We start from the raw sequence: 19,837 nt of genomic DNA on the forward strand, positions 1-19,837 counted from the left end.
TTAAATAAGAGATTAAATTTTTTCTCCGTTTACATAGACTTCATATCCGATTTCTACATTCGGTTCTAACGTTTTTGATACGGAACAGTATTTTTCAAAAGAAAGTTCTGCTGCCTTCAACGCTTTTTTAGGATCAATTTCACCTTCTAAAAGAAATTTCACCTTAATAGCCTTGAAAGGTTTTGCATCATCTACTTGTACTCTCTCTCCTTCTACCTCTGCCTGGAAGTCTGTAATGTTCTGACGCTGCTTCTTTAAAATAGAAACCACATCAATTCCGCTGCAGCCTGCTACTGCCATCAGCACACTTTCCATTGGAGAAACGCCTTTTGCTCCCGGCTGGGAAGTATTATCCAGAAGAATAGAATTTCCCTGAGCATTTGTACATTCAAATAAAAAATCGTCGTTTATTCTGTTAAGTGTAATTTTCATTATTTATTGCTTATTGCTTCTGCAAAGTTATAAAATTCCTCTCGCTTTTATCTCCAGATATTTATTGATAACATCGATATTCAAATTTTCCGGAAGTGTATATACAGTATAGATTCCATATTTGCGGAGTTCCTGAATGATCAGTTTCTTTTCAAATTCAAATTTTTCAGCAATGATCTCATCATAGATTTCCTGCATATTTTCAGGATTTTTGTTGATCAGCGTCTGCAATTCTGAATTTTTGAAGAATACAACTACCAGCAAATGGTTTTTTGCGATTCCACGTAGATATTTCAGCTGTCGGTTCAGTCCGTCCAATGTTTCAAAGTTGGTAAAAAGCAGAATTAAGCTTCTTTGATTGATAGAATATTTTACATCCTGATACAGGCGGTTGAAATCACTTTCAAAGAAATCTGTTTTAATATTATAAAGCGCTTCAGAGATTTTTTTCAGCTGCCCGGATTTATTATCGGCTGCAATTTTATTTTCAGCTTTCTTGGAAAAGGTCATCATACCGGCTCTGTCTCCCTTTCTCAAAATAATATGAGACAATGCCATCGTTGCATTAATGGAATAATCCAGTAAACTTAGTCCGTTGAAAGGCATTTTCATGGTTCTTCCTTTATCAATCAGCATAAAAATACGCTGTGATTTTTCATCCTGAAACTGGTTTACCATCAAACGGTTCGTCTTCGACGTCGCTTTCCAGTTGATCGTTCTGATATCATCTCCGGGAACATATTCTTTGATCTGCTCAAATTCCATCGTGTGTCCCAGCTTTCTGACTCTTTTGATTCCACCTAATAAAAATTCACTTTGAATGGCCATCAGCTCATATTTTCTGAGATGAATAAAGGATGGATAAGCAGGAAGCATAGCATCCTTCTGAAAAATAAATCTTTTTGAAATTAAACCTAATGGTGAAGATGCGTAAATATTCAAACCTCCGAAATGATATTCTCCTCTTTCCTTAGGTTCTAATGAATATTGAAAGAATGTATTCGCACCTGAAGAAATCTGTTTTTCAATCAAAAAATCTCTTTTCTGAAACTGAAAAGGAATTTCATCAATAATCTTAGTGGATATGGTAAAGCTATAATTATTTTTGATGTCAATTTTTACAAAGTTCTCATCTCCGTTGGAAAGTTTTTCCGGCAGAATCCTTTGAACCTGTAATGCATTCTTTTGATTAAAAAGCAATAGAAAATCTACTATTGCTGCAAGAAAACAAATCAGGAGTGCAATATGGGCTGCCCACATCAGCACCGGAAAGAAAAATGCCAGGACATACAGAATCCCCACTCCGATGAGTGCAAAAAAGAAACGTGTATTGATGTATAAGTTTTTCATTGGTTAGGGTATAGGGATTAGGATTTAGAAAAAAGGGATTAGGGATTATTGCCCTGCCACCTATTATCTAATAACCTATCTCGGAATCTCTATTCCTTCTAAAATCTGGCGGATAATTTCATCTGCAGTAAGACCTTCCATTTCTCTTTCCGGAGATACGATGACTCTGTGTCTTAAAACAGCATAGCTTGCCTCTTTGATATCTTCAGGAGTCACAAAATCTCTTCCTCTCAGCGCTGCAAATGCTTTTGATGCTGTAAGAAGTGCTAATGAAGCTCTCGGTGAAGCTCCCAGATATAAGAATTGGTTTTCTCTTGTATTGATGATAATCTTAGCAATATATTCCATCAGCTGACTTTCCACAATGATTCCTTTTACCAGATTCTGGTAATTTTTCAGCTGTCCAGCTGTGATCACGCGGTTTACGCCTTCTGTTTTATCTTCTTTTTTACTTTCGTGCTGATTTTTAATGATCGCGATTTCCTGCTCAAGAGTAGGATACCCTACATTGATTTTGAATAAAAAACGGTCTAACTGAGCCTCCGGAAGTCTGTACGTTCCCTCATGTTCTATAGGGTTTTGTGTAGCAATAACAAGAAAAGGTTCTTCCAAAATATAACGGGTACCATCCATGGTGATCTGTCTTTCTTCCATTACTTCAAATAATGCAGACTGCGTTTTTGCCGGCGATCTGTTGATCTCATCAATCAGGATGAAGTTGGAGAAGATAGGTCCTTTTTTAAATTCAAATTCTGAATTTTTCACATTGAATATGGATGTCCCCAAGATATCGGAAGGCATAAGATCCGGAGTAAACTGAATTCTGCTGAAACCTACGTCAATGGTTTTGGCTAATAATTTTGCGGTGATTGTCTTCGCTACTCCCGGAACTCCTTCAATCAAAACATGACCGTTTGAAAGTAACGCTGCCAAAAGATGTTCAATCATCCTCTCCTGCCCTACAATTACTTTTCCGATCTCAGATTTTACTTTCTCCAGGCTTGCACGAAGTTCGATCATATCTATTCTCGACTGAAACTGCTCTTCCTGCTTATTAAGGTCTATAGAGCTTTGGTTTTCTATATTAGGGTTATCAAAGTTTTCCATAATAAATTTTAATTTGCCGATCTAACAATGGCTGTCAATGTAATAATCAAATCTCTTCCTGGAAAAGTCATTATTAGCATTGGTACTTGTTACATCATTATATTGTTGTATTATTTAAATATTTCATCAAGGAGCTTATTGATCCTTGTAAGGTCTTCCTTCATTACGCTGGCGTAAGGGTCCTGAGCTTTTTTTACAAGCGTTATCGCTTCATTGATCATCTCCATGGTTTTCCCGGTTTTCAGCTGTAATTTTTTTGCAAATTCTTCATCTAAATTCTGGGTATCTATCAACAGATCCATCCTCACTTTGTTCAGAAAATACTGTGCCTTCTTGGCCATCATATCATGAAAATCACCTTCCTGAAGATACAGATTTCCAATACTTTTCACAAAATCCAGAGAAGTATTCCTTAGTGGCTCTGTTACCGGTACTATTCTCTGTTTTCTTTTCGCATTAAAGAAAATAAAAAGGACAAGTCCACCCAAAAGCACCCACCAGGCATACTTTAAAGCCGGATTTGACAATACAAATCTCATGAAGAAGCGTGATGCTGAACTTTTGTTGGATACAAACCAAATGGTTTCTCTATCCGGCAGATATGAAAACACATCCTGTGCATATTTTACGTTCCCAGGTTTCAGAAGATAATAATTGGTCAGAAAAAGAGGTTCAGTATGAGCGTAAATATATCCTTTTCCAAATTTCACTTTGATAAAGTTAGCCTGATCGTTATTCTTTTTTTCCACAGTTTTCCCCAGGACTTCAACTTTAGGTTTAATGAATGAAAATCCTCTTCCTGACGGAAATTTATCCAGCTTAACAAAATCATTCTGATATTTTTTGTCTGTAAGTTTCAGCACATTTTCCTCTTCAAAGGAGATTTCGGAATCATAATACCCGATACTGTCTGAAATTTCTTTCGGCATCCGAACCACCAGTAAAAATGCATCCGAACCTTCAGATACCTGAGTCAGGATTTTATTCCAGGACTCTTTGTCAATATTATTTTCAATAACAATAATATTGTGAGGATCCTTTTTATGCTGACTGTAGTATTCGTAGGGAATTTGTTCAATCTTCTTCAGATTATTTTTAAACAGATCTTTAGCTTCATTATTAAAAACAAATAGTCCGAACGGAGACTTCTCATTGATGTCAAAATTCTTTCGCCAGTCTGTCGTTTCTTTTTTGTTAACTTCAAGCAATGCCAGAACAATCATCACAATGACGAAAATTACAGCATATGTTTTGAAAGTTTTATTCATGGTTACTATTGTTAAGGTTTAAATGCCTGATACTGATTTTTAAATTTCTGATAGCTTTCTTCTTCAATACTGAATTCTCCGTACCAGACATAATCAAAGATATAAGAAAGATTAGAGAAATCGTTTTTAAGATGGGGAGCTTTCAACTCTGCGGCATAATCTTTATTGGTTTTTTCCGGATTCCAGTTGATCAGCTTTTTATCACTCAGTTTTTTAAGAACAAACAGGAATTGGTAACGAACTGCTGACCGATAATCTCCCGCCATCTCAAATTTCGCGATACTTTCAGGGAAATTGATTTCATGGATATTCTCATGGAGTTCCTGAACGTTGATATCCAGTTTCTTATTCTTTTTGCCAAAAATAAAATTCCCATCTTTCCCCATCAGATATTTAATGATGAAATAAAGCAGAAAACCTACAAGGATAATCGCAAACAGACGGATAAGAACAGTTGTAAATTCCCCCGACTTAGTCAATGTTGTTTCGCCAAAAATCCCCTGTATAATCTGATTGAGCTTCCGCATCAGTTTTTGAAAGAAAGATTCTCTTGGTTTTGATACTGAATAATCAAATTCACGTCCTTTATATCTTGACGGAATATTTTCTTTAAATGTTTTCGGATGAACCTCATTTTCTGACACTGGGTTTTTCATCAGCACAGAATCTGCACGCAGCATATTTCTGTAATGCCCGGTTGTATATAATGAATCTACCAGATCATCATCAGGATTATCGTCCTGAGCCTGAAGCAGCCCAAGAGAGAAAAAAAGGAGTAAGAAAAGGAAAATTTTATTCATTGATTCCAATTGTGTCTATTTCTGCAAGTTCTACTTTCTGGTGAAAATCTGTTCTGCTGTCATAATACATCAATCCAGCATTCACATACATCAGGTTTGAAAGAAAAAATGAAATCAGCATTGAAACTCCATAGAATACAAAAAACAAAATTCCGGCAGTTCCGGTAAAAGGGTTCTGCTCAAAATTTCCGTCCGGTGCAGACGTAAGAAGCGATCCGTAAAAGAATATCATCGGAATAAATGTAAATACAGATGTTATCATGTAAATAATAATAAACATCACAAACGCAGATCCCCAATATTTCCAGAACGGAGATTTCTCACTGCCATTCGGGTAAGAAAACTGTGACCGTAAAGCATAGCTCAAACTTCCCCAGAATCCTCTGTCCGAATTAAAATAATCATACATCAGAAATGTAGTGAAATTAAATATCGTTGGGTAAAGCAGCAGTATCAAAAACAGTCCGATAATAATAAAAATGAGGATATAAGAAAATCCTACGACAAACAATACCATCGGAGTGACAATAAAAATCATTCCAAGGCACAGCTTAGCTATTCTCCCTGCATTGCTTTTAAAATCACTCAGAATTTCATCTGCTTTTATCTTTTCTGCACCTTCTGCAATTCTTTTTAAATAGAAAACAGGATACAGGTAATTGACAATCATCAGGACCATGAAAAGCAGAAAAGTCAGTAATCCTACTGTAATCAGCATACCGGCATTATCCGAAAAATACTGTTCAAAATAAGATGTTTCTCCCCCAAGGTTGGATGCGAATACCTGCGAAAAGAGTTCTTTATACCCGAAGATTGCAACGGTTACCATTAAGATCAAAAGCAAGCCATTGATCAGAATATAGTTCTTAAAATAATTCTTCCCGTATATTTTGAAGAAATTAAAACTATCGCTGATAAAGTTTCCAAAATCTCTTTTTTTATATAATTGTATCATGGATGTGTTTATTAGTTTTTTTATAGACAACAGACGGATATACAAAATAGTAGAATCCTATAATTGCCAGTGAGCCAAAAATAATGATCAGGTTCAGAAACAAAGGCATTTTCAAAGCATGTCTTGTAACATAACCTTCTATAATTCCTGCACAAATTGTGAAAGGAACAGTACTTAAAAATATTTTAAATGAATCTTTAAATCCTTTTTTAAAAGAGTTAAACCTTGAAAACGTTCTCGGAAATAAAATAGATGCACCCAGAATCAGGCCACACATCGCTTCTACCACCATGGCAAAGATCTCAAAAACTCCATGAAGCCATATTCCTCTTGCACTCTCTTTCAATGCTCCGTAATCATAGAAAAAATACTGGAAAGCACCCAGCATCACACTATTGGAAAGCAATGCGAATAATGTTCCCACTCCGCCTGCAATTCCGTAAATATACAGTTTCGCTCCTACCTGGATATTATTAAAAATAATCCCGATGGTACTTCCCCATGTACTGCCACTCTGATAAACTCCTACCGCATTATTATGCTTAATATTTTCAATGGTTTCATTTACGTAACTTTCGCCCAGAATAATATTTACAAAATCTTTATCATAAATGGCAGAAAGTACTCCTATTGAAGTAAATAAAATGAAAAAGAGAAAAGCATACATCAGATATCTCCTGTACTGATACATCAGCAACGGAACTTCAGTTTTGAAAAAGTAAACCAGCCTGTTCTCCTCTACCCTTTTTGTTTTATAGATCTTCTGAAAAATCTGGGCAGACAGATGGTTCAGGTAAACAGTAGTGTTACTTTTCGGATAATAGGTCTGGGCAAAAGAAAGATCATTGATCAGGTTAATATACAATGAAGACAGGTCATCAGGATTTTTTTTAATTTTCCCTTGAATAACCTGTTCTATTCCCAACCATTTTTCTTTATTTTGTTTAATGAAATAAACTTCTCTCATAATTGTTAAGGCTAAAATAATAAAAAATATGTCTCAAATTGCGATAAATACCTCACAAAATGTAAATATTAATTTTAATATTGCAAGCGTAGGAGAAAGGATGCTTGCCTTCATTATTGATCTTCTGATCAGGATCGCTTATGTGGTGATTATCCTATATTTGTTCTTCAATATTTTTGACTTAGGATATTTATTAAACGGCCTTGATGAATGGTCTATAAGAGCTGTATATCTTATCCTTACTTTTCCTATTTACATTTATCCGCTTGTATTGGAAAGCTTAATGGAAGGCCAGACACCCGGCAAAAGGCTGATGAAAATCAAAGTGGTAAAGATTGACGGCTATCAGGCCAGTTTCGCCGATTATATGATCCGTTGGGTTTTCAGAATTGTTGATGTTTCATTTGCCGGAGTTATAGGACTTATCTCTATGATAGTTTCTAAAAACAACCAGCGTTTGGGAGATATTGCTTCGGGAACCGCTGTCATTTCTCTGAAAAACAATATCAATATCTCGCATACAATCCTGGAGAATATCCACCAAGATTACATTCCTTCTTTTCCACAAGTCATTGCTTTGAGCGATAATGATATGAGAATCATCAAAGATAATTATACCAAAGCGTTGAAAGTAGATGACCGCCAGATCATCAGTAAGCTGTCTGAGAAAATTAAAAGTATTCTGAAACTGGAAATAGACACTTCTAAAATGACGGAAAGACAGTTTATCAATGTGATTATTAAAGATTATAACTACTACACGGGAAAAGATAATTAATCAGGCCAATAGTGCAGGTTGCTCCGCAAGTGAATTGTCAATTTAAAAATATTGAGAATTTGACTGCGGAATTCATTACTTATTACCCATACCAGCAAGGTCGGTGCAATTTTTGTATCTTTAATCGTAAAGTTCAGCATTATGAAATTTGAAAACAATAAATCCGGAAACGGCGGAGTTCTTACCCTCAATAACGAAATAAAAGAAGTAGGCAGGCTTACCTATACTATTTTCCCTGAAGATCATAAATTCATTATCTCTTTTGTATTGGTACATCCCGAATTTGAAGGCCGAGGAATGGGAAAATTCTTAGTAGAAGAAGCCATCAAATTTGCCCGAGAAAACAACTGGAAAGTATATCCACACTGTTCCTATGCAAGATCTGTGATGATGAGAATGAGTGATGTGGACGATATTTTTTTAAAGAATTAAAACCTCATTGAGCAGAATATCTTCAATATCATCCGGGTAATCTACTTTTAGATGATGATCAGAAGCTACCCATTCCATAATTTCCTGAAGATTTAAAACCTTGGAATTGGGTATTCCCATTTTGTCAAGGGCACATGCATTACATTCCTGTTCATACTGATTGTGGATAGGAATCACAAATAGTTTTTTATCCATAAACAATGCTTCTGCAGGAGATTCAAAACCTGCGTTGCACAAAATTCCGTCACAGCCTTCAAAATACTTCAGGTATTGCATTTCATCAATAGGAAATACTTCCACATTTTTTACTTTAACCTGTACTTTGCTGTATTTTGAAAATACTTTCCATTCTACAGGAATTTTTCTTAAAACCTTGATGATATTTTCATCTGCAAAACTTGGAAGATATACAAGATAATATCCCTGTTTATAAGGATTAAGGTTTCTTATTTTTCTTCTGATCACAGGCTTTTTGATCTGAGGATGATAGTTTTCAAAATGAAATCCTATTTTCCTTTCACTGGGAACATAGTATTTTAAAATCATTTCTCCCAGAAAATCCTTTTTCTTTGGCTTTGGTGTTTCCGGAAAACTCATAGAAGCCTGATGGCTCAGTTCTATCATCGGAAGCTTTTTCAATTTGGAAGCCCAGCCCGTTAAAGGTTCATAATCATTAATTATTAAATCATATTGTGAGAGCTCCAATTCTCGTATTGTTTTGGCCGCTTCAAGGAATTTATTTTCTGTAAACGTTTTTCGGTAGGATAAACCGCCTGTTTTGTTATAAAGGAGGGAAATACCCTTATATTGGAAATTAATGTCAAAATCAGCCTTTAATTGCGATTGGTGTCCACTGATCAACGTATCAACGGATGCATATTTTTTGAGAATAGGAATAATTTCCTGTGCTCTGGCAATGTGACCGTTTCCAGTACCCTGGAATGCGTACAAAATCTTCATTTAGGAAAAGTTGGTTACAATTTTTAAAAGAGCAGAATTATCCATTTCCTGAATTTCTTCTACTTCATCATCTTTCAGCAAATGTTTATGCTCGTCATAATAAAAAATTGACCATTCTTTATTATTGTATTCCAAGGCAGAGAGATTTTCAATCCAATCCCCGGAATTCAAATAAGTACAGGATCCTTTTTTATTAACAACCTCACGGATCTGTGGCTGGTGGATGTGTCCGCAAACTACATAATCATAATTATTGTCAATAGCCAGCTCAGAAGCTGTAAGTTCAAAATCACCAATATATTTTACCGCTTTTTTCACATTGTTTTTGATCTTTTTCGAAAATGAATATTTCTCTTTACCCATTTTTTCTAAGAACCAATTTACAACATTATTGATAATAATCAGGAGGTCGTAGCCTTTTCCGCCAAGTTTGGCGATCCATTTTGAGTGCTGGACGGATGCATCGAAAACATCACCGTGAAATATCCAGGTCTTTTTCTGATCAATATTCAGGCAGATTTTATTGCAGACTTTAAGTTTTCCAAGTTCAAAATCTGTGAACTTTCGAAACATTTCATCATGATTACCCGTGATGTAATAGACATCTGTGTTCTTGGTTGCCAATGAAAGAATCTTTCTGATTACTTTCAAATGAGGTTTAGGGAAGTAAGACTTTTTAAACTGCCAGATATCAATAATATCACCGTTCAAAACTAAAGTTTTAGGCTGGATAGAATTGAGATATCTCAACAATTCTTTAGCCTTACATCCATAAGTTCCCAAATGAACATCCGATATAACAACTAATTCAACGTTTCTTTTCATAGTTTTATACAAAGAAACTAATTGAACGTTAACTGTATATGAATGCTATATTATTTTTTATAAAGAGTCCATCAGCTCTTCTGTGATTTCCATATTGTGGTAAACGTTTTGAACGTCATCATCCTCTTCGAAACGCTCAAGCATTTTCATGTTAGCTTTGAACTGTTCTGCATTTACTTCTTTTGTATTGTTTGGAATTCTTTGAAGTTCTGCACTCTTCGCTTCAATACCAAGCTCATCTAATTTGTGAGATAAAGAACCGAAATCTTCAAAAGCAGTTGTGATCATTACTTCTTCTTCATCTTTTTCTACATCTTCTGCTCCGCCATCAATCATTTCCATTTCAAAATCATCCCAATCCATTTTGATCTGAGCCAAATCAAGCGTGAAAATTCCTTTTCTATCGAAAATAAATGCCAATTCACCATTTTTCCCGAGGTTACCATCAAACTTGTTAAAAATAGCTCTCACGTTCGCTACAGTCCTTGTTGTATTGTTTGTAGTACATTCTACAAAAAAAGCAACACCACCTTGCCCGTATCCTTCATACGTAATTTCTTCATAGTTCTCTGCATCGGCACCGCTTGCTTTCTTAATCGCACGTTCTACGTTGTCCTTAGGCATGTTTGCCCCTTTCGCATTCTGGATACATCTTCTCAAGGCCGGATTCGCTTCCGGATCTGTTCCACCAGCTTTTACAGCTAATGCGATGTCTTTACCTATTTTAGAGAATGTTTTGGCCATTTTATCCCATCTGGCCATTTTAGAAGCTTTTCTATATTCAAATGCTCTTCCCATTTTAATTTTTAAATTTCCAACAAAATTACTCAAAAGTCAACAAAAAAAAAATACCTCCAAAAAATTTGGAGGTATTCATTATTTAGAAAAATTAATTATTTTTTCTTTTTAGCAACAGCTTTTTTCTTAGCTGGAGCTTTTTTAGTAGCTTTTTTAGTAGCTTTTTTCACAGGAGCATCTTCGTAATCTTTTTTCTTGATTGCGTTCCACTCGTTAGCATCTTCGATAGCAGTTACGATAACTTTTCTATCAGCTTGTCTTTCAGCATCAGAAGCTTTTTCAGAAACTGTAGCTTTAGTTTCACCAACACCGATTGACTTAAGAGAATTCACATCAACACCTCTAGCTTCTAAAGCAGCAACTACTGAAGCAGCTCTTTGTCTAGAAAGTTTCAAGTTATACTCAGCAGCACCTTTAGCATCAGTTTGACCTTCAACTAGGTAGTTACCACCGTCAGTTTTGATGATCTTAGCAGCGTTATCTAACTTAGCGCTAGATTCTGGTCTGATAGTAGCTTTGTTGAAATCAAAGAAGATACCTTTAAGAGCTTCTGTAGTTTCAATAGCAGTTTGTTTCTTAGGCTTAGGACATCCGTTGTATTCAGGAAGACCTGGAACAGTAGGACAAGCATCATCTTTATCTAAGATACCGTCACCGTCTGTATCTGGCCAAGGACAACCATTGTTTTCAGCAGGACCTGCTACTGTAGGACAAGCGTCATCTTTGTCGATTACACCATCACCGTCAGTATCTGGCCAAGGGCATCCGTTGTTTTCAACTGGACCTGCCACTTCTGGACATTGATCGTCTTTATCTGGAACTCCGTCACCGTCAGTATCAGGACATCCCTGGAATTCTGGTAGACCTGGAGTATCTGGACAAAGATCATCTTTATCTAGGATACCATCCTTATCTCTATCTCTGTTTCCGAATCTGAATAAGATAGAAGCAGAAGCTTGCCAGAAGTTAGCCACTGTAGAATTGTCACCTGGAGTTGATACATAATCTCCTTGAACACCAAGACCGAAGTTCTTAGTTACCCAGAAGTTAGCACCAGCACCTGTAGCTACAGTAAAGTGGTTAGCTTTACCATTCTCATTACCGTCTTTTCCGTTAGTAATGTTTTCGATTGGATTACCATTAGCGTCAACAGAAGTTCTTGGGAAAGTAAGAGCAGTATAGTCATGTCTTAAGTAGTTAGCACCAACTCTTAAATATGGATCAAACCAAGATTCTTCGTTCCATAAAAGACCTGCAGCGTGAGCCTGGAAACCAAGACCTGTCATTAGGAAAAATTCTTTCCCCATGTTGAATCTTTTGTTTTCAACATTCCCAACAGAAGTCTGCCAGTCAATTACTAAACCTTTACCAACATTTCTAGCAACTGTTAACTTAGATAATGGAGGTGTAATAGAGAAGTTGTTCACATTGAACATGTTCTTTGTCAAATTGTTAGCAGAGAACGTATTACTGAAAGTACCTCTCGCTGCTACGTGGTTTTCTGCATGAGCACCAACTCCGATTAACCACGGATTGTTGGTAGTCTGTGCGAAAACAGTAGAGGCAACAGTAAGCGCCAATGCTGAAATTCCTAATTTTAGATTTTTCATAGAATTAAATGATTAAATAATTGATAATGCAAAATAAATATAATTTTTCTTTATATACAAAGTTTTTCAAATGATTTTTAACTTTTCTTTAATATTCTGTCCAGGTTCCGTTTGTTTTCTCTATCTTTTATCGCCTCTCTTTTATCGAAAAGTTTTTTCCCTCTACCCAGCGCTATCAGAACCTTTGCTTTACCTCGGTCAGTGATATATAATTTTAAAGGTATTATGGTGTTCCCAGCATCCTTTAACTTTTTTTCAAGTTTTTGTAATTCTTTTTTGTGCAAGAGCAATTTCCGTTCCCTTTTTGTTTTATGATTGTAAAAAGTTCCCAATTTATACTCATCAATCATCATATTAATGATGTACAATTCCCCATCAATAAACTGACAGAAGGATTCTGTGATAGATGCTTTGGATGAACGTAAAGATTTTATTTCGGTACCCGTCAAAACCATTCCTGCTTCATATTCTTCAAGAATTTCATATTCAAAACGGGCTCTTCTATTTAATATACTAACTGTTTTCTCAATCTTCATCATTTTAAAATTTCGTTAATGAAATATATAAAAAATACCATACAATTAAAAACTTGACTATTATATTATTACAATATACCCAAATTCTTTTCGTATTTTTGCGCCAAATTTACAAAACTATATGTTAACAGTATCTAACTTATCTTTACAATTCGGGAAAAGAGTTCTTTTTGACGAGGTAAATATTATGTTTACCAAAGGAAACTGCTACGGGATCATCGGAGCAAACGGTGCGGGAAAGTCTACATTCCTTAAAATATTAACAGGAAAGCAGGATCCTACAACAGGACATGTATCTCTGGAACCAGGGAAAAGAATGTCAGTTTTGGAGCAGGATCACTTTGCTTATGATCAGTATACTGTTCTTGAAGCAGTTTTGAGAGGTAACAAGAAATTATTTGAGATAAAAGAGGAAATGGATGCGTTATACGCAAAAGAAGATTTCTCTGATGAAGACGGAATAAAAGCTGGTGAACTAGGTGTAATCTATGATGAAATGGGAGGTTGGACTGCAGAATCTGATGCACAGACAATGCTTTCAAACGTTGGAGTAAAAGATGATATGCATTGGCAGGTGATGAGCGAACTTGAGAACAAAGACAAAGTGAAGGTTCTTTTGGCTCAGGCTCTTTTCGGAAATCCGGATGTGTTGATTCTGGATGAACCTACCAATGACCTTGACATTGATACCATCTCATGGCTGGAAGATTTCCTTGCAGATTATGAAAATACAGTAATCGTTGTATCTCACGACCGTCACTTCTTAGATACGGTTTGTACGCACATCGGTGACTTGGATTATGCTAAACTTAACCTTTACACAGGTAACTACTCGTTCTGGTATCAGGCTTCTCAATTGGCAACAAGACAGAGAGCTCAAGCCAATAAGAAAGCTGAGGAGAAGAAAAAAGAACTTCAGGACTTCATTGCCAGATTCAGCTCAAACGTTGCTAAAGCAAAGCAGGCTACAGCAAGAAAGAAAATGATCGACAAATTAAACATTGACGATATTAAACCATCTTCAAGAAGATATCCAGCTATTATTTTCGAAATGGAAAGAGAAGTGGGAGATCAGATTTTAGATGTAAAAGGTCTTGAAAAAACAAAAGACGGAGAATTATTATTCTCAAACATCGATTTAAACCTTAAAAAAGGGGACAAAGTTGCTATTCTTTCAAAAAACTCTTTAGCTATCACAGAATTTTTCGAAATTTTAGCAGGAAATATTGAGGCAGACAAAGGAACTGTTGCTTGGGGAGTTACAACAAACCAATCTCAAATGCCTTTAGACAACACTAAATTCTTCCAGGAAGATATCAGCTTGGTTGATTGGTTGAGACAATTCACTAAAAATGATGAAGAGCGTCACGAAGAATTCATGAGAGGATTCCTTGGAAGAATGCTTTTCTCAGGTGATGAAGCTTTAAAATCTTGTAAAGTACTTTCAGGAGGTGAAAAAATGAGATGTATGTTCAGCAGAATGATGCTTCAGAAAGCAAACGTTCTTTTATTAGATGAACCTACCAACCACTTAGACCTTGAAAGTATTACCACTTTGAACAACTCTTTATCTAACTTCAAAGGAAATCTTTTACTGGCATCTCATGACCACGAAATGCTTTCAACAGTCTGTAACAGAATCATTGAACTGACTCCTAACGGAATCATCGACAGAGAAATGACTTATGACGAATACCTTGCTGATAAAAAGGTAAAAGAATTAAGAGAAAAAATGTATTCTTAATCGAACAACATTAAAATTTATATAAAAAAACCTCAAGGCAGTGCTTTGAGGTTTTTTGTTAGAAATATATAATCAATTATTTCGTAAGTTTTGCAGTAGGCAAAGTCACCGTTCCCGGGTCTTTCCACATCCCGTCTTTTTCTGCTCTCTTTTTAATAGACTCTGCCCTTTTATTACTGTCAGGATGAGAATTGAACATTTTCTCAAAATTACTTTGTGTACTTCCTTCTGAAAGCAGCGCTAATTTTTTGAAAGCCGTATAAGCTCCCACAACATCATATTTATTAGCTTTCATAAAGTCGTATGAGTAGGTATCTGCTTCTGATTCCTGTTTCTTACTGTGCGAAGCATCCAAAAATGCATTAGCCATCTTTCCTACCTGGCTCTCATTAAGAGTAGCTACTGCAGAAGAAGCTGATGATGCTGCATCTAATGCCGCTGCTTTCAGATAAGCAGATTTCATTGCATCTTTTGTATCCTGATTTTTCACGTGCCCTATTTCATGCCCGATAACGGCAAGCAATTCATTGTCTGTCATGATATCCATCAGAGAAGAGAACACACGTACGCTTCCGTCTGCACAGGCAAATGCATTGATATCTTTTACTTTATAAACTTTATAATTCAAATTCAGACCGTCCTGAGATTTGTGTTTTCCAAACAATTTGTTCAGTCTCACGGTATACGGATCTTTAGGTCCTGCTACGGCATTATTTTTATCCATCCAGTCTACTGATTCTTTGGATAATTTAACCGCATCTTCGTTCGTAAATGTCAATGCTTTTGCACCATTTGAAACCATTCCGGCAGCTTTCCCGAGGTTGATTTTTTGTGCATTGATAGAATGCATAGCCCCTAATAAGATAAGGCATAGAGTAATTTTTTTCATAATCATTTAAAATTTGGAGCACGAAGATAGCCTTTTTTTAAACAATTATTAAATTAAAAGAGTAATCTCAATTTTTTTAATTTTAAAAGAAAAATGAAAACCATTTACCTTTTTACTATATTCTTCTTTTCTCTATTCACAGGGCAGGAAAAAACAAGATATAATATGCCTGATTATGAAGATGTAATGATGACCTCTACTACTTATAATCTACCCTTTAATGTCAACTTCACATCATCAACTTACCCCAAAAATTTAAAAAGGCTTGAGCAAAAAAGTAATGGAGAATACCTTAATATTTTAGAATATGATAAAAATGGAAATTTGATTTATAAATATTATCGACAATATGTAAGTGAAAACTGGAATGGAAAATACCTGACTATTATTGAAAGAAATATTTACAATGATAAAAACCAGCCGGTTAAAACCCTTATTCTGCACTCCAATATCGGAGCAAGTTTAAATGAATATCACTATGATTCTGCAGGAAATATAATCCTTGTGAACAGCACCGGAATAGCCATCACGGGCAACAATGAAAACCACTGGAAATATATTGAAGACTTACGAAGGACCGAAGATTTCGACAAGGATAAAAATATTCTGAAACTGAATAATAAAAAGAATAAAAGTTCCTATATTTTTGAATATGATTTTAATAAAAAATTAGTAAAAGCATTGTCTAAGGATCAGCCTTCGGATTATAATTATATTATATATCAATTTAATAACTCAAATCAGTTAATATCAAAGACTGTTTTTGATCAAGGTGAAATTTATTATAACAATTCTTATTTCATTGAGTATAAAGACAATAAAAAAACCACAAAAGAATATGACGAGGAAAAGAATTTAACTCAGACAACAGTGGAATATCCTGAAAATAAATTCACTCTTATTGAAACAGCAAATACTGAATATAAATTTAACCAGAAAAGAAAATACTTTGGAAAAACACTGATTTTTGATGATAGCTTTACTCAGGATAACAATGAAAAGACATTGGAAAAATTTGATTTGGATGAGTACAATGTTCCCGTAAAGATGGTTTCAGAAAAGAATGGAAAGATAGATTCTACTCTTATTTTCATCAACAAGTATGAGTTTTATTAAGCGATATCCTGCTCATTTTTAAAATCTAATTTGCTGATTTTTAAAGAGGCTTTTAGAACTTTTTTCCTTATTTTTGTGAAATGAGTCAAAAATGGATTTATAAGCCTGAACCCGATGAAGAAGTTGTGGACAGACTAAGTTCGTCACTTGGTTTTGGTACTTTTGAATCTAAAATCCTCGTTTTAAGAGGGATTGACAACTATCAAAAGGCCAGAGAATTCTTCAAACCGAACTTTAACGATATACATAATCCGTTTTTAATGGCAGATATGCAAAAAGCTGTAGAGCGTATTGCAACGGCTATTGAAAATGGCGAAAAAATATTGGTATATGGTGACTATGATGTGGATGGAACCACTGCAGTTGCTTTGATGTACCTTTATCTCAGCAAAATTGTTGAGAAAAAATATTTAGACTATTATATTCCGGACAGAAATTCTGAAGGATATGGAATTTCTACTGAAGGAATTGATTTTGCCAAAGAAAATGGTTTTTCATTAATCATCGCTCTGGATTGTGGAATAAAAGCGCTTGATATGATCAGCTATGCCAGTAACCTGGATATAGATTTTATTATCTGCGACCATCACCTTCCGGGTGAAGAAATTCCTGATGCTGCGGCTGTACTTGACCCTAAAAGAAATGACTGCCGATATCCCTTCAAAGAACTTTCAGGATGCGGTGTTGGCTTTAAACTTTGCCAGGGATTAAATACAATTTATAAATTACCGGAAGCAGAATTATTTGAACTGACTGATCTTCTGGCCATTTCTATTGCAGCTGATATTGTTTCCATGACAGGAGAAAACAGAGTACTGGCTAAAATGGGACTAAAAATTCTTAGAAAGACCAGAAATCTGGGACTAAGACTGTTGATTCCTGAGGATAAACTTTCTCATTTTGAAATTTCCAATATTGTTTTTGAAATAGCTCCTAAAATTAATGCAGCCGGAAGGATCTCTCATGGCAAGGCGGCCGTAGAACTTATGGTTTCCGACAATCTGAAACATGCCAATCAGATTGTGAGTGATATCATGAACCTTAACGATGAACGAAGAGAACTGGATATGAATTCCACTCTTTCTGCATTAAACCAAATTATAGAGTCTCAGCAAGAAACAAAACATACAACAATCGTTTATCATCCTGAATGGAATAAAGGAGTGATTGGTATTGTAGCTTCCAGGCTTATTGAAACTTATTATAAACCCACACTGGTATTTACTGATGGTAACAATGGGGAAATGGTAGCTTCTGCGAGATCTGTTTCTGATTTTGATGTGCATGAAGCTCTTGATATGTGTTCGGAATATTTCCTTAAGTTTGGAGGCCATCACGCAGCTGCCGGACTTTCTATGGAAAAAGACAAGTTTGATGCTTTCAAGGAAAGGTTTGAAAAAATTGTTTCTGAAAAAATCAAAGACCATCAAAAAGAACCTTCCATTGCCATTGATACTGAAATTACAATTGATGAAATCAACAGAGAGTTTATCAATTTCCACAGAAAACTGGCTCCATTTGGACCTCACAATATGAAACCTATTTTTACATTGACGGATCAGAAACTTGCTGGTTATGTAAAAACAATGGGGAAAGATAATAACCACCTGAAGTTTTATATCAAGCAGGAATCCACAGGACGAAATATTGAGTGTGTAGGATTCAAACTAGGACCATTTGTTGAAGATTTTAAAAATAAAAATTTCGACCTTGCTTTTACCCTTGAAGAAAACCACTGGAAAGGCAACGTCACTCATTATCTAAATATTAAGGATGTGAAGTTTAGGGATTGAGAATAGGGATTAAGATTTAGCAATAAGGGAATAGGGAAATGCATATGGGAAATTATAAGGAATTAATCGTCTGGCAAAAATCTGTAGATCTCATTACAGAAATCTATACAGTAACGACAGCTTTTCCAAAAGAAGAACTGTATGGGCTTACAAGTCAGATCCGCAGATCCTCAATTTCAATTCCATCTAATATTACTGAAGGTCACTCCAGAAGATCTACTAGTGACTATATTCAGTTTTTGAAAATTGCAAGAGGCAGCAGTGCTGAATTGGAAACCCAATTGATTATTTCAAAAAATTTAAATTATTTGAATCCTGAAAATTTTCAAATTTTAATCGAAAAAACATCCGAAATATCAAAAATGCTGAATGCAGTAATTACAAAACTTCAAACTCCCTAAGACCTAATTCCTGCAACCTAACTCCTTGTAACAATGAAAAAAATCGGTTTATTTTTCGGATCATTCAATCCTATTCATATCGGACATCTTATTCTGGCGAATTATATTCTGGAAAATTCTGATATGGATGAGCTTTGGTTTGTAGTGAGCCCACAAAATCCGTTTAAAGACAAAAAGTCTTTACTGAAAGATCATAACAGACTCGATATGGTACAGCTTGCGGTAAAGCATTATCCGAATATGAGAGCTTCTAATGTAGAATTTTCTCTTCCGATACCAAGTTATACGATCGATACCCTTACTTACCTCCATGAGAAGTATCCTGAATATTCTTTCAGCCTGATTATGGGAGAAGATAATCTGAAGAGTCTTCACAAGTGGAAAAATTCTGATGTTCTGATCAAAAATCATCATATCATAGTTTATCCAAGAGTATTTGAAGGCGAAAAAGCAGATTCTGACTATTTACAGCATGAAAATATTTCTCTGATCAAGGCGCCGGTCATAGAACTTTCTGCCACTGAAATCCGTAATATGATTAAAGACGGCAAAAATGTAAGGCCGATGTTACCTCCCGAAGTTTTTGAATATTTGGATGGTAGCAGTTTTTATAAGTAATTTTGCAAATCAGAAAATGAGAGGCTAAAAACTAAAAGCCAGAGAAAGACTCTTACCTTTTAACTCTCACCTCATAACTCAAGAAATGGACTTCATCGAAAAATTTTTCTCAAAATATTCTCAGGAAAAAATCATCAAATGGTTTAAACAGATTTGTGTTGCAGAAGCTGTTTCATGTCTTTTACTGTACTGTGTTGCGATGATTTGGATCCGATATGATGAAAATTTGTATTCCATTATCTTCATCAGTGTTATTGGCAGTTTACACGGATTATTTTTTACGCTTTACCTTTTACTCTGCCTTCCTGCAAGAAAAATTTATAATTGGGATGATGAAGATTTTGTTTTTGCCCTATTATCTGCATTCTTCCCTTTTGCAACGGTTTGGGTAGACAAAAAGCTAGCCCGATTCGACAGAGAATAAATGATAAATATACTGCATAAAAAAAGGACCTTTT

21 protein-coding genes are annotated in these 19,837 nt (G+C 35.3%); 8 read left to right on the forward strand and 13 right to left on the reverse strand.

Going from position 1 to position 19,837, the window contains the following annotated elements; genetic code table 11:
* Positions 1–12 precede the first annotated feature (12 nt).
* The 7 genes from ACPF63_RS18880 to ACPF63_RS18910 all read right to left on the reverse strand — a co-directional run bounded on the left by ACPF63_RS18880 (position 13) and on the right by ACPF63_RS18910 (position 6,879).
* Positions 13–432, reverse strand: coding sequence for an OsmC family protein (locus ACPF63_RS18880; protein WP_426480926.1), 420 nt, complete (start codon positions 430–432; stop codon positions 13–15).
* 27 nt (positions 433–459) lie between these two features.
* Positions 460–1,782 (reverse strand): DUF58 domain-containing protein, encoded by a 1,323-nt coding sequence (locus ACPF63_RS18885; RefSeq protein ID WP_426480927.1) that lies wholly within the window; start codon positions 1,780–1,782, stop codon positions 460–462.
* A 75-nt stretch (positions 1,783–1,857) separates the two neighbouring features.
* Entirely contained in the window at positions 1,858–2,889 is a 1,032-nt protein-coding gene (locus ACPF63_RS18890) for an AAA family ATPase (RefSeq protein WP_426480928.1), read from the reverse strand.
* A gap of 110 nt (positions 2,890–2,999) precedes the next feature.
* A complete protein-coding gene (locus tag ACPF63_RS18895; RefSeq protein WP_426480929.1) occupies positions 3,000–4,157 on the reverse strand; it encodes a hypothetical protein in 1,158 nt (385 codons plus the stop codon).
* Between the two features lie 11 nt (positions 4,158–4,168).
* The gene (locus ACPF63_RS18900) at positions 4,169–4,957 is read right to left on the reverse strand and encodes a DUF4129 domain-containing protein (RefSeq protein ID WP_426480930.1); all 789 of its coding nucleotides are present in this window, start codon (positions 4,955–4,957) and stop codon (positions 4,169–4,171) included.
* Positions 4,950–5,912: a DUF4013 domain-containing protein gene (locus ACPF63_RS18905; RefSeq protein ID WP_219072128.1), complete on the reverse strand. Its 963-nt coding sequence runs from the start codon at positions 5,910–5,912 to the stop codon at positions 4,950–4,952. The genes ACPF63_RS18900 and ACPF63_RS18905 overlap by 8 nt, the downstream gene beginning before the upstream one ends.
* Positions 5,896–6,879, reverse strand: coding sequence for a stage II sporulation protein M (locus tag ACPF63_RS18910; protein WP_426480931.1), 984 nt, complete (start codon positions 6,877–6,879; stop codon positions 5,896–5,898). Before ACPF63_RS18910 ends, ACPF63_RS18905 begins: the two co-directional genes overlap by 17 nt.
* Positions 6,880–6,907: 28 nt before the next feature.
* Here ACPF63_RS18910 and ACPF63_RS18915 point away from each other — a divergent pair, with 28 nt between their 5' ends.
* Together ACPF63_RS18915 and ACPF63_RS18920 are read left to right on the forward strand one after the other, a co-directional pair.
* Positions 6,908–7,657: an RDD family protein gene (locus tag ACPF63_RS18915; protein WP_426480932.1), complete on the forward strand. Its 750-nt coding sequence runs from the start codon at positions 6,908–6,910 to the stop codon at positions 7,655–7,657.
* A gap of 141 nt (positions 7,658–7,798) precedes the next feature.
* On the forward strand, positions 7,799–8,089 hold the full coding sequence (locus ACPF63_RS18920) for a GNAT family N-acetyltransferase (RefSeq protein WP_089692650.1): 291 nt from the start codon (positions 7,799–7,801) through the stop codon (positions 8,087–8,089).
* Here the strand turns inward: ACPF63_RS18920 and ACPF63_RS18925 are convergent.
* The 5 genes from ACPF63_RS18925 to smpB form a co-directional block, all read right to left on the reverse strand.
* Positions 8,078–9,049, reverse strand: coding sequence for a glycosyltransferase family protein (locus tag ACPF63_RS18925; RefSeq protein ID WP_180565070.1), 972 nt, complete (start codon positions 9,047–9,049; stop codon positions 8,078–8,080). The two genes, ACPF63_RS18920 and ACPF63_RS18925, sit on opposite strands and share 12 nt — an antisense overlap.
* Positions 9,050–9,874 carry a UDP-2,3-diacylglucosamine diphosphatase gene (locus ACPF63_RS18930; protein ID WP_047380663.1) on the reverse strand — a complete coding sequence of 275 codons (825 nt, stop codon included), beginning with the start codon at positions 9,872–9,874 and terminating at the stop codon, positions 9,050–9,052.
* Positions 9,875–9,931: 57 nt separating this feature from the next.
* On the reverse strand, positions 9,932–10,672 hold the full coding sequence (locus ACPF63_RS18935) for a YebC/PmpR family DNA-binding transcriptional regulator (RefSeq protein ID WP_077413632.1): 741 nt from the start codon (positions 10,670–10,672) through the stop codon (positions 9,932–9,934).
* A 95-nt stretch (positions 10,673–10,767) separates the two neighbouring features.
* Positions 10,768–12,282, reverse strand: coding sequence for an OmpA family protein (locus tag ACPF63_RS18940; protein WP_426480933.1), 1,515 nt, complete (start codon positions 12,280–12,282; stop codon positions 10,768–10,770).
* Between the two features lie 77 nt (positions 12,283–12,359).
* A complete protein-coding gene (gene smpB, locus ACPF63_RS18945; RefSeq protein WP_045501613.1) occupies positions 12,360–12,818 on the reverse strand; it encodes an SsrA-binding protein SmpB in 459 nt (152 codons plus the stop codon).
* 121 nt (positions 12,819–12,939) lie between these two features.
* Here smpB and ACPF63_RS18950 point away from each other — a divergent pair, with 121 nt between their 5' ends.
* The gene (locus tag ACPF63_RS18950; RefSeq protein WP_077413630.1) at positions 12,940–14,562 is read left to right on the forward strand and encodes an ABC-F family ATP-binding cassette domain-containing protein; all 1,623 of its coding nucleotides are present in this window, start codon (positions 12,940–12,942) and stop codon (positions 14,560–14,562) included.
* Positions 14,563–14,638: 76 nt separating this feature from the next.
* On the opposite strand, the gene ACPF63_RS18955 is transcribed toward ACPF63_RS18950, so the two are convergent.
* Positions 14,639–15,451 carry a M48 family metalloprotease gene (locus tag ACPF63_RS18955; protein ID WP_077413693.1) on the reverse strand — a complete coding sequence of 271 codons (813 nt, stop codon included), beginning with the start codon at positions 15,449–15,451 and terminating at the stop codon, positions 14,639–14,641.
* Between the two features lie 93 nt (positions 15,452–15,544).
* Here ACPF63_RS18955 and ACPF63_RS18960 point away from each other — a divergent pair, with 93 nt between their 5' ends.
* The 5 genes from ACPF63_RS18960 to ACPF63_RS18980 all read left to right on the forward strand — a co-directional run bounded on the left by ACPF63_RS18960 (position 15,545) and on the right by ACPF63_RS18980 (position 19,803).
* A complete protein-coding gene (locus tag ACPF63_RS18960) occupies positions 15,545–16,567 on the forward strand; it encodes a hypothetical protein (protein ID WP_426480934.1) in 1,023 nt (340 codons plus the stop codon).
* An 80-nt stretch (positions 16,568–16,647) separates the two neighbouring features.
* Positions 16,648–18,360 (forward strand): single-stranded-DNA-specific exonuclease RecJ, encoded by a 1,713-nt coding sequence (gene recJ / locus ACPF63_RS18965; RefSeq protein ID WP_426480935.1) that lies wholly within the window; start codon positions 16,648–16,650, stop codon positions 18,358–18,360.
* A gap of 44 nt (positions 18,361–18,404) precedes the next feature.
* Positions 18,405–18,761 carry a four helix bundle protein gene (locus tag ACPF63_RS18970; protein ID WP_426480936.1) on the forward strand — a complete coding sequence of 119 codons (357 nt, stop codon included), beginning with the start codon at positions 18,405–18,407 and terminating at the stop codon, positions 18,759–18,761.
* A 33-nt stretch (positions 18,762–18,794) separates the two neighbouring features.
* Positions 18,795–19,379, forward strand: coding sequence for a nicotinate (nicotinamide) nucleotide adenylyltransferase (nadD, locus tag ACPF63_RS18975; protein ID WP_426480937.1), 585 nt, complete (start codon positions 18,795–18,797; stop codon positions 19,377–19,379).
* Between the two features lie 85 nt (positions 19,380–19,464).
* Entirely contained in the window at positions 19,465–19,803 is a 339-nt protein-coding gene (locus ACPF63_RS18980) for a DUF3817 domain-containing protein (RefSeq protein WP_077413626.1), read from the forward strand.
* Positions 19,804–19,837: the final 34 nt, after the last annotated feature.

The organism is Chryseobacterium sp. R2ACT005, from assembly GCF_049949215.1.
GTDB lineage: Bacteria > Bacteroidota > Bacteroidia > Flavobacteriales > Weeksellaceae > Chryseobacterium.

Coding starts and splice junctions, on each gene's coding strand:
- ACPF63_RS18880 (WP_426480926.1), bottom strand. CDS start 432: ATGAAAATTACACTTAACAGAATAAACGACGATTTTTTATTTGAATGT.
- ACPF63_RS18885 (WP_426480927.1), bottom strand. CDS start 1,782: ATGAAAAACTTATACATCAATACACGTTTCTTTTTTGCACTCATCGGA.
- ACPF63_RS18890 (WP_426480928.1), bottom strand. CDS start 2,889: ATGGAAAACTTTGATAACCCTAATATAGAAAACCAAAGCTCTATAGAC.
- ACPF63_RS18895 (WP_426480929.1), bottom strand. CDS start 4,157: ATGAATAAAACTTTCAAAACATATGCTGTAATTTTCGTCATTGTGATG.
- ACPF63_RS18900 (WP_426480930.1), bottom strand. CDS start 4,957: ATGAATAAAATTTTCCTTTTCTTACTCCTTTTTTTCTCTCTTGGGCTG.
- ACPF63_RS18905 (WP_219072128.1), bottom strand. CDS start 5,912: ATGATACAATTATATAAAAAAAGAGATTTTGGAAACTTTATCAGCGAT.
- ACPF63_RS18910 (WP_426480931.1), bottom strand. CDS start 6,879: ATGAGAGAAGTTTATTTCATTAAACAAAATAAAGAAAAATGGTTGGGA.
- ACPF63_RS18915 (WP_426480932.1), top strand. CDS start 6,908: ATGTCTCAAATTGCGATAAATACCTCACAAAATGTAAATATTAATTTT.
- ACPF63_RS18920 (WP_089692650.1), top strand. CDS start 7,799: ATGAAATTTGAAAACAATAAATCCGGAAACGGCGGAGTTCTTACCCTC.
- ACPF63_RS18925 (WP_180565070.1), bottom strand. CDS start 9,049: ATGAAGATTTTGTACGCATTCCAGGGTACTGGAAACGGTCACATTGCC.
- ACPF63_RS18930 (WP_047380663.1), bottom strand. CDS start 9,874: ATGAAAAGAAACGTTGAATTAGTTGTTATATCGGATGTTCATTTGGGA.
- ACPF63_RS18935 (WP_077413632.1), bottom strand. CDS start 10,672: ATGGGAAGAGCATTTGAATATAGAAAAGCTTCTAAAATGGCCAGATGG.
- ACPF63_RS18940 (WP_426480933.1), bottom strand. CDS start 12,282: ATGAAAAATCTAAAATTAGGAATTTCAGCATTGGCGCTTACTGTTGCC.
- smpB (WP_045501613.1), bottom strand. CDS start 12,818: ATGAAGATTGAGAAAACAGTTAGTATATTAAATAGAAGAGCCCGTTTT.
- ACPF63_RS18950 (WP_077413630.1), top strand. CDS start 12,940: ATGTTAACAGTATCTAACTTATCTTTACAATTCGGGAAAAGAGTTCTT.
- ACPF63_RS18955 (WP_077413693.1), bottom strand. CDS start 15,451: ATGAAAAAAATTACTCTATGCCTTATCTTATTAGGGGCTATGCATTCT.
- ACPF63_RS18960 (WP_426480934.1), top strand. CDS start 15,545: ATGAAAACCATTTACCTTTTTACTATATTCTTCTTTTCTCTATTCACA.
- recJ (WP_426480935.1), top strand. CDS start 16,648: ATGAGTCAAAAATGGATTTATAAGCCTGAACCCGATGAAGAAGTTGTG.
- ACPF63_RS18970 (WP_426480936.1), top strand. CDS start 18,405: ATGGGAAATTATAAGGAATTAATCGTCTGGCAAAAATCTGTAGATCTC.
- nadD (WP_426480937.1), top strand. CDS start 18,795: ATGAAAAAAATCGGTTTATTTTTCGGATCATTCAATCCTATTCATATC.
- ACPF63_RS18980 (WP_077413626.1), top strand. CDS start 19,465: ATGGACTTCATCGAAAAATTTTTCTCAAAATATTCTCAGGAAAAAATC.